Below are 8,159 nucleotides of genomic sequence, written 5' to 3' on the forward strand. Positions count from 1 at the left end.
GCCACGTGAGCGATCGGACGATCAGCGCAACGGGCCACGAGTCGACGACGGCCTTCAACGGACAACGGGGCATTACCGTGGGTCACGGACGGGTTCCTTCGGTAGTCAGGACGAGGGGTTTGGCGATTTCTCATCCTGCCGCTGAAGAACCCGTCCCCCGAACACCTCAACCCGTGTCGGCGTCTACAACCTCATGACCCGCAACACCTAGCACGCTGGTGAAAACGTCATCCGCGCATCTGATGGCGAGGAGTGTCGGTAACTCCTGAAGACGAACCCCGTTTCCGACTTCTGAACTCTGATGATCGACGAACCCGACCGGGCAAGGTTGTGGAAGGCTGGCTCCTAAGTTCCTGGGGGAAGCCTCCGAATTTCCGGTGGATCGGCTCGTCTTGATCCGAATTTACGGAACGAGTTCTACGGTTAGCGCTGTGCATGCGGTGGCGTGGGAACGGTTATGACCGGGCCGATCTGGATGACCCTTCCTCCCGAGGTGCATTCGGCGTTGCTGAGCAGCGGCCCGGGCCCGGGCCCGTTGTTGGCGGCCGCGGCGGCCTGGAACTCACTGAGCGAGGAGTACGCCTCGGCAGCAGGCGATCTCACCGGTTTGCTGGGGGCCGTGCAGGCTGGGGCGTGGCAGGGCCCCAGCGCAGAATCGTATGTGGCCGCCCACGCGCCCTACCTAGTGTGGCTGACACAGGCCAGCGCCGACAGTGCCGGGGCCGCGGCGCGGCATGAGGCCGCGGCCGCCGCGTATACCGCCGCGTTGGCGGCGATGCCGACTCTGGGCGAATTGGCCGCTAACCACACCACGCACGCGGCGTTGGTGGCGACGAACTTCTTCGGCCTCAACACCATCCCGATCGCGGTCAACGAAGCCGACTATGCGCGGATGTGGGTGCAGGCCGCCACCACCATGAGCACCTACCAGGCGGTGTCGACCGCGGCTGTGGCCGCCATCCCTCAGACCACGCCTGCGCCGCAGATCGCAAAATCCACCGCCGCCACCATTCCTTTCCAGCGGCCCTACCCCAACCCCACCAACTTCAGCCAGGTCTGGGCAGATCTGTGGTACGACATCCCGTATTCGATCGAGACCTTCCAGGGCCCAGTCGATCCCGCCAACTGGACGCAATTCTTCCAGTTCTGGAATGTAACGTTCGCCAACCTAGCCGGGACCCCCGCCAAGCTGGCTCAGATCTTTTCGAATCCGTCGGTGTTGTTCAGCTGGCCCACGCTGCTGTGGGTGTTGGACTTCATCGCCGGCCGCATCTTCGACATCCTAGTCACCCTCAAATTTCTCCTCGAGCAGCCGTTGCTGTACGTGGTGGGGCTCGGCATGGCGATCACCACCTTGGGCCCGCCCGCGGGCGCGGCGGGCGGGTTGGCCGGGCTCGCCGGCCTGGCGAGCCCGGGCCCGCTGCCCACCGGGGCCGAGATGGTCCCGGTGACCGCACCACCACCCGGCGCTACGCTGGCGCCAACCGCGCCGCTGATTGGCGGTCCGGCCTCGGCGCCGGCCACGATTCCCGTCAGCTCGGCCGCTGCTGCCCCCACCGCGCCAGCGCCGGCACCCGCCGTCGCGGCCGCCGGCTCGGCTGCGCCGCCGCCGGCGGGCCCGGGCGGCTTTCCCTACCTGGTGGGCGGCATGAGGGTGAGTTCGGCGGCCAGCGCATCAGCCCAAAGCCGCAAACCGAAATCCGCTGCCGCCGCCGCGGCTCCGGCCGCCGCTGCCGCCGCGGCTGAAACACACCATGCCCGCCGCCGCCTGAGGGTGAAGGCGAAAATGCTCGGTCGCGGTTATGAATATATGGATCTCGAGGACGACCACCTGAGCTCGAGCGCCGCGTCGGAGCATGGTGCGGGGCCGCTGGGGTTTACTGGAACGATGCGAAAACCCGGTGCTGCGACCCCGGCGGGTTTGACCGCGCTGGGCGGCGGCTCGTTCGGTGGCGGCCCAAAGATACCAATGCTGCCGACCAGCTGGGTCACCAACGAATCAGGCGAGGCCTAGCGGTTGACGCTGATCAAGCGGTGTGTCCGCGGGAACGGTTGGCGCACAACGCTGCTGATGCTGTTGCTGCTGACCGCGGTGGCCGCATCGCTGATGGTGGGGCGCTACCCGGTGGGGGTGGGCGCGATGGCCGGGATGCTGTTTGGTCGTCTTCCTCTGCTGGACACCAGCTTTACTCCGGTGGATCAGACGGTGCTGACCCAGATCCGGTTACCGCGCATCGGCTGCGGGGTCCTAGTCGGTGCGGGGCTGGCGGCCTCGGGTGCGGGCTATCAGACGATGTTCCGCAATCCGCTGGTGTCCCCGGACATTCTGGGAGTGTCGGCGGGCGCAGGCTTCGGCGGAGCGCTGGCACTGTTACTGCACGCGCCGTACTGGCAGCTAGAAGCGATGGCGTTCGCCGGCGGACTGCTGGCCGCGGCGTTGGCACTGATCATCGGCCGCGGCATCGGCCGCGATTCGGCGATACTGCTGGTACTGGCCGGGATGGTGATCGCCAGCGTGTTCGGCGCGTTGATCTCGGTGACCGAATACCTGGCCAACCCCGATGACACCCTGCCGGCGATCGTGTTCTGGCTGATGGGTGGGCTGGGACGCCAACACCTCGACGGGTTGTTGGCCCCGGCGCTGATCATCGCCGCCGCGGTCCTGGTGCTCTACGCGTTGCGATGGCCGGTGACGGTGGTGGCATCCGGGGATGAAGACGCACACACCCTCGGCGTCGACACCCGACGCACCTGGGCTGCGGTGGTAGGCGTCTGTACGTTGATCACCGCAACCACAGTGAGCCTGGCCGGCATCGTGGGCTGGGCAGGCCTGTTGATTCCACATATCGCTCGAGCGTTGGTCGGCCCGGGATTCGGTCGGCTGCTGCTGGTGTCGGCGGCGCTGGGCGGGGTTTTCGTGGTCGGCGTGGACGACGTGGCACGCGCGGCGGCCAGCGCCGAGATCCCGCTAGGCATCCTCAGCGCTCTCATCGGGGCCCCGTTCTTCCTGGTGGTGTTGGCCAAGATGCGCCGGCAATGGACGTGAGCAGCGCGGCGATCGCCGCCGAACAGCTGTCATTCGGCTACCCCGGCGACGGACAGCGGCTGATCGCGGTGTCGCTGGCGGTGCAGCCGGGCCAGGTGTGCTGTCTACTCGGGCCCAACGGTGCGGGCAAAACCACACTGCTGCGCTGCCTGCTGGGGCTGCTGACGCCGCAGTCCGGCACGGTCCGGGTGGCCGGCGACCCGATCGACCGTCTGTCACGGCGGCAGCTGGCCCGGCGGGTCGCCTACGTCCCGCAACGCAGCAACACCCCGTTCCCGTTTTCCACCCTGGACATCGCGGTCACCGGCCGCACCCCGTATCTGCGCGCGATGACGTCCCCGTCGGCGACGGACCGCCGGGCGGCCGCCGCGGTGCTCGACCGGCTGGGGATCGGCGCGCTGGCCGATCGACCGTATGCGGTGCTTTCCGGCGGGGAACGGCGGCTGGCGTTGCTCGCGCGCGCGATGGTGCAGGACGCGCCGGTGCTGATCCTCGACGAACCCATGGCAGCACTGGATTTCGGCAACGAGTGCCGCATCCTGCAGGTGGTGGCCGAGCTGGCCGCCGCCGGCCGCGCCGTGCTGATGACCACTCATCAGCCCTGGCATGCGCTACACAGCGGCGATCAGGCAGTGCTGATCGCCGACGGCCGCCTCATCGCCGACGGCCCCGTCGAGCAAGTCGTCACCGCGGCCGCCCTCAGCGAGCTGTATGGGGTGCCGGTGCGGGTGCTGACCGCTACCGACGACGCCACCGGGCGCCCGGTCTACGCCTGCGCGCCGGTGGCCGCGGGGGATGACCGATGATCCGGGCGGTGCTGGCCGCCGTCTGCGTCGCCACCTCGGCGGCCGGCTGCGGCGCCGCACACCATTCCCCGGCGGAGCCGACGCGCACCGTGGTGGATATGACCGGACAACACGTGCAGATCCCGGCCACCGTAACCCGGGTGGCCACCAACATCCCGCTGATCCCGGCCACCATCGAACTGCTGGGCGGGATCGACACCGTCGTTGCGGCGGCCCGCGGCTCGTTCAACGCTCTGTTCACCACCATCGCGCCGGCAACCCAACAGATTCCGCGGTCCCCGCCTAACAGCCTCAACGCCGAGCAGCTGCTCGACCTGCACCCGCAGGTCTTTTTCATGACCGACCTGACCCCAGGCCTGCTGCCGATGCTGCAGCGGCTGCAGATCCCGGTCGTGCAGATCACCGCCTTCACCAGCCCGCAGGATCTGCAGAAGGCGGTGAACCTGGTGGCCCAGGTGCTCGGCGGGGCGGCACCCGCGCGGGCCCGGCAATATGACACCTATTTCGACGCTGTGATCCAGCAGGTGCACGCCGGCGCCCAAACCGACCGGCCCACCGTGTATTACGCCCCCGGACCGGACCCCACCACCACCGTGGGTGCCGACAACATCATCACCGCATCCATCGAGGCCGCCGGCGGCCGCAATATCGCCGTCGAACACGGCATCGGCGGGCATCAGCCGGGCGCATTCGCGTTCCCGACCATCACGGCCGAAACCTTGCTGGCCTGGAACCCCGACGTAATCGTTGCGAGCAACGCCCGAGTCGCCGACCAGCTTGCGACCGACCCCACGTTCGCCACCCTGAACGCCGTCCGCGATCACCACATCTACACCTGCCCGGTGGGGATCTTCCCGTGGTGCGCCTCGAGCAGCGAGGCCGCGCTTGCGCCGCTGTTCCTCGCCAAAAAGCTGCACCCCGAACGCTTCTCGGATCTAAACCTCGCCAACAAGGTGGCCAACTTCTACATCCAGTTCTACGGCTACAGCCTCACCGGGCCGCAAGTGACCGCGATCCTGGACGGGGCGGGCTAATGCCGTTGAGCCTGCGCCCTGCCGCGGCGTTATTCGGCGCCGAGATCGGCGGGATCGATCTGCGGGCGCCCCTGACCCGCGAGCAGCGCGATGAACTCCAGCGACTGCTACAACGCTACCGGGTGTTGTTCTTTCGCGGGCAGCAGCTTTCCACCGCGCACCAGATCGAGTTCGCTGAAGCTTTCGGCCCGATCCTGATCTTCCGCAGCGTCGTCCCCGCCGACCCCCAGCATCCCGGAGTGCACAACGTGGACGGCAGCACCGTGGGCTGGCACCTGGACGCCAGCGGTCTCATCGAACCCCCGGTGGCCAGCGTGCTGCGGGCGGTCGAGATCCCCGACCGCGGCGGTGACACAGTCTGGGCTGACGGCATGGCCGCCTACGACGGGATGCCCGATGATCTCAAGTCCCGGCTGGAAGGTTTGTCAGCGACCCACACCGCACCGAACCAGCATCCGCTGGTCGCGCACCCGCTGGTGTCCCACCACCCCGACATCGGCCGGCGCTACCTGAACATCAACCTGGCGCCGTGGGTGGACACCCGGATCCTAGGGATGAGCACCAGCCATAGCAGCGCCCTCGTCGAGCAGCTGCGGGCGCACCACCTGCGATCGGACTACCAACTTCGATTCCGGTGGAGCGCCGGGGCGGTCGTGTTGTGGGACAACCGGGGTATGCAGCACACCGGGATCCGCGACTACGGCGACGACACACGCCGTCGGCTGCAGCGCATCTGTATCGCCCAATTCACCGAAGGCGTTACTGGCCGTGCATAACGGCCGCGGCAGTAATCACACACCAGCAACCGCCCAAGCAACAAAGCGCCGAACCATCTAAGTAGATCGAATCATCGAGCTCGACCCTGCCTTAAGCAGTCTCACCGAGACCACCACCCGGTGTGACTGAACAGCGGCCAGCCACGGCGCTCGACCGCACGACGACAACCTGGTACCCGGGAACATTTGACCGCCGTTGGGGAATCCGACTGGCCGCCAGCGGGGAAGTTAACTGGCTCTTCGCAGTTGAGGGTGTGGAGGTAGTTGGCGCGTCATTGCCGGGGTAGGGGTTGAGGTCTTCCGAAGATGAAGGTTCCTACGCACCTCATCCGGAAGACCTCGACGTGCCTGACGCTACCTTCGCTTGTGCTGATCTGACCACGTTCTGCCGCCTCGATGAACTCGGGCTGGAGGTGATCGGGCAGCGTCTGCGACCCGACCGGGCTGTGCTCGCGTGCCGGGTCACCGAGGAGGATCGATGGTGTCGGCGCTGCGGCGAACAGGGCACCGTACGTGACAGCGTCACCCGGCAACTTGCCCACGAGCCGTTCGGGTGGCGGCCCACCACGCTGCTGGTCACTATCCGCCGCTACCGGTGCGCCGGCTGTGCCCATGTGTGGCGCCAGGACAGCAGCAGGATGGCCGAACCGCGGGCCAGGTTGTCGCGGCGCGGGTTGCGGTGGGCGCTGGAAGCTGTTGTGTGCCAACACCTGAGCATGACCCGGGTCGCCGAAGCCTTGGCGGTGTCGTGGAACACTGCCAATGATGCGGTGCTGGCCGAAGGCCGCGGAGTACTCATCGCCGATCCGGCCCGGTTCGGCGGGGTGGCGGTGATCGGGGTCGATGAACACGTGTGGCGTCATACCCGCCGCGGCGACAAGTACGTCACCGTCATCATCGACCTCACCCCGGTCCGCGACAAGACTGGTCCGGCGCGGCTGCTCGACATGGTCGAAGGACGCTCCAAGAAGGCGTTCCAACAATGGCTGGCCGACCGGCCACAACAATGGCGTGATGATGTGGAAGTCGTTGCTATGGACGGCTTCACGGGGTTCAAGACCGCCACCGCTGAAGAGCTTCCCGAGGCGGCGGCGGTGATGGATCCCTTCCATGTGGTCCGGCTGGCCGGCAACGCCCTCGATGAATGCCGGCGCCGTGTTCAGTCGGCCACCTGCGGGCACCGCGGCCGCAAGACCGATCCCCTCTACGCCGCGCGGCGTACCCTGCAGACTGGGACAGATCTGCTCACCGACAAACAGAAGACCCGGCTGGCGGCCTTGTTCGCCGTCGACGCTCACGCCGAGGTCGAAGCCACTTGGACGATATATCAACGCACCGTGGCCGCCTATCGAGAGCCCGACCGCAAGAAGGGCCGCGCGATGATGACGAATCTGATCACCGCGCTCAGCACAGGCGTTCCCACGCCGCTGCAGGAGTTGATCACCCTTGGCCGGACACTGAAAAAACGCGCCGCTGATGTCCTGGCCTACTTCGACCGGCCCGGAACGTCCAACGGGCCGACCGAAGCCACCAACGGCCGCCTTGAACACCTACGCGGCTCCGCCCTGGGATTCCGCAACCTCACCAACTACATCGCCAGATCCCTACTGGAAACCGGCGGATTCAGACCCCAACTACACCCCCGATTGTGAAGAGCCAGTTAACTGGCCGCCCGTGGGGAATTCAAACTGACCATTGACAGCCACGCGCTGCCGATCATGGCGTCCCAGGAGATCATTGACGCCATCCTGCGAGACGAGCCGCCAAGCAGGGCCTTGGCACCTTCGAAAGCGGCCGCGGTGGCGTGGGCAGGTAGCCAACTCAACGGCAACCCTGACACACAAGCCGCGATCGCCTGAACGACGGCACAAATGCTTGAGCCGGCTCGCGATTCTGATTCAACCGGCGCCTAGTCGGCAAACACCCCAAGCTTCTACCAGCGAGCGGAACACCGTTTGAATCGAGCCGCCCGCCGCATCCCGCGTGACACTTAAATCTCACCTTTTCTCATTTTGAGACTTATATCACAACACGGGTCTAGGTATTCTTCGGCTGCTCCGTATGCGGCCGTAAGGATCGGCCAAACCCTGGAGAACGGAAGTTATAGAATGCTTGCAACTACCCAGCCCGAATCTTTACTGGCAGCGGTCGGTGATTGCAGTGGACTCAGTTCTGCAGTTGTTTTTCAGAACGCAGCCACGGCTGCCCTAACTACGGGAATCCTTCGCGCGGCGACCGACGAAGTATCCGCGCTGATTGCGGCTGAGTTTGTTGCGCACGCGAACACGTATCAAGCGATGAGCGCGCAGGCCACGGTGATACACGAGATGTTCGTCAACGCCCTGATTACCAGTACTGATACCTACGCGGCGGAGGCAGCCAACTCGACCGCGGCGCGTTAAGAGGACGCGGACGTCACCGTGAGAGGGACCCGTTTGGTGGTCCAGTCGCTATGCGGCTTGGGGTTGGTGGGTCGTGGTCCACTGTAGAGCGAACT

The 8,159-nt window shown here is 66.3% G+C and carries 7 protein-coding genes; all 7 read left to right on the forward strand.

Annotation, left to right across the window (positions count from 1 at the left end):
• Nucleotides 1–457: 457 nt before the first annotated feature.
• The 7 genes from AWC25_RS06645 to AWC25_RS06675 all read left to right on the forward strand — a co-directional run bounded on the left by AWC25_RS06645 (nucleotide 458) and on the right by AWC25_RS06675 (nucleotide 8,064).
• The gene (locus AWC25_RS06645) at nucleotides 458–2,014 is read left to right on the forward strand and encodes a PPE family protein (protein WP_085166522.1); all 1,557 of its coding nucleotides are present in this window, start codon (nucleotides 458–460) and stop codon (nucleotides 2,012–2,014) included.
• A 57-nt stretch (nucleotides 2,015–2,071) separates the two neighbouring features.
• A complete protein-coding gene (locus AWC25_RS06650) occupies nucleotides 2,072–3,046 on the forward strand; it encodes a FecCD family ABC transporter permease (RefSeq protein ID WP_085166528.1) in 975 nt (324 codons plus the stop codon).
• On the forward strand, nucleotides 3,037–3,852 hold the full coding sequence (locus AWC25_RS06655) for an ABC transporter ATP-binding protein (RefSeq protein WP_085166523.1): 816 nt from the start codon (nucleotides 3,037–3,039) through the stop codon (nucleotides 3,850–3,852). The genes AWC25_RS06650 and AWC25_RS06655 overlap by 10 nt, the downstream gene beginning before the upstream one ends.
• Nucleotides 3,849–4,886, forward strand: a complete 1,038-nt coding sequence (locus AWC25_RS06660) for an ABC transporter substrate-binding protein (protein ID WP_085166524.1) — start codon at nucleotides 3,849–3,851, stop codon at nucleotides 4,884–4,886. The genes AWC25_RS06655 and AWC25_RS06660 overlap by 4 nt, the downstream gene beginning before the upstream one ends.
• Nucleotides 4,886–5,662, forward strand: coding sequence for a TauD/TfdA dioxygenase family protein (locus AWC25_RS06665; RefSeq protein WP_085166525.1), 777 nt, complete (start codon nucleotides 4,886–4,888; stop codon nucleotides 5,660–5,662). Before AWC25_RS06660 ends, AWC25_RS06665 begins: the two co-directional genes overlap by 1 nt.
• A 344-nt stretch (nucleotides 5,663–6,006) precedes the next feature.
• Complete coding sequence (locus AWC25_RS06670) at nucleotides 6,007–7,314, forward strand: ISL3 family transposase (protein WP_085166526.1); 1,308 nt, start codon at nucleotides 6,007–6,009, stop codon at nucleotides 7,312–7,314.
• A 456-nt stretch (nucleotides 7,315–7,770) separates the two neighbouring features.
• Nucleotides 7,771–8,064, forward strand: a complete 294-nt coding sequence (locus tag AWC25_RS06675; RefSeq protein WP_085166527.1) for a PE family protein — start codon at nucleotides 7,771–7,773, stop codon at nucleotides 8,062–8,064.
• Nucleotides 8,065–8,159 lie beyond the last annotated feature (95 nt).

The organism is Mycobacterium sherrisii (genome assembly GCF_002102355.1).
Classification (GTDB): Bacteria; Actinomycetota; Actinomycetes; order Mycobacteriales; family Mycobacteriaceae; genus Mycobacterium; species Mycobacterium sherrisii.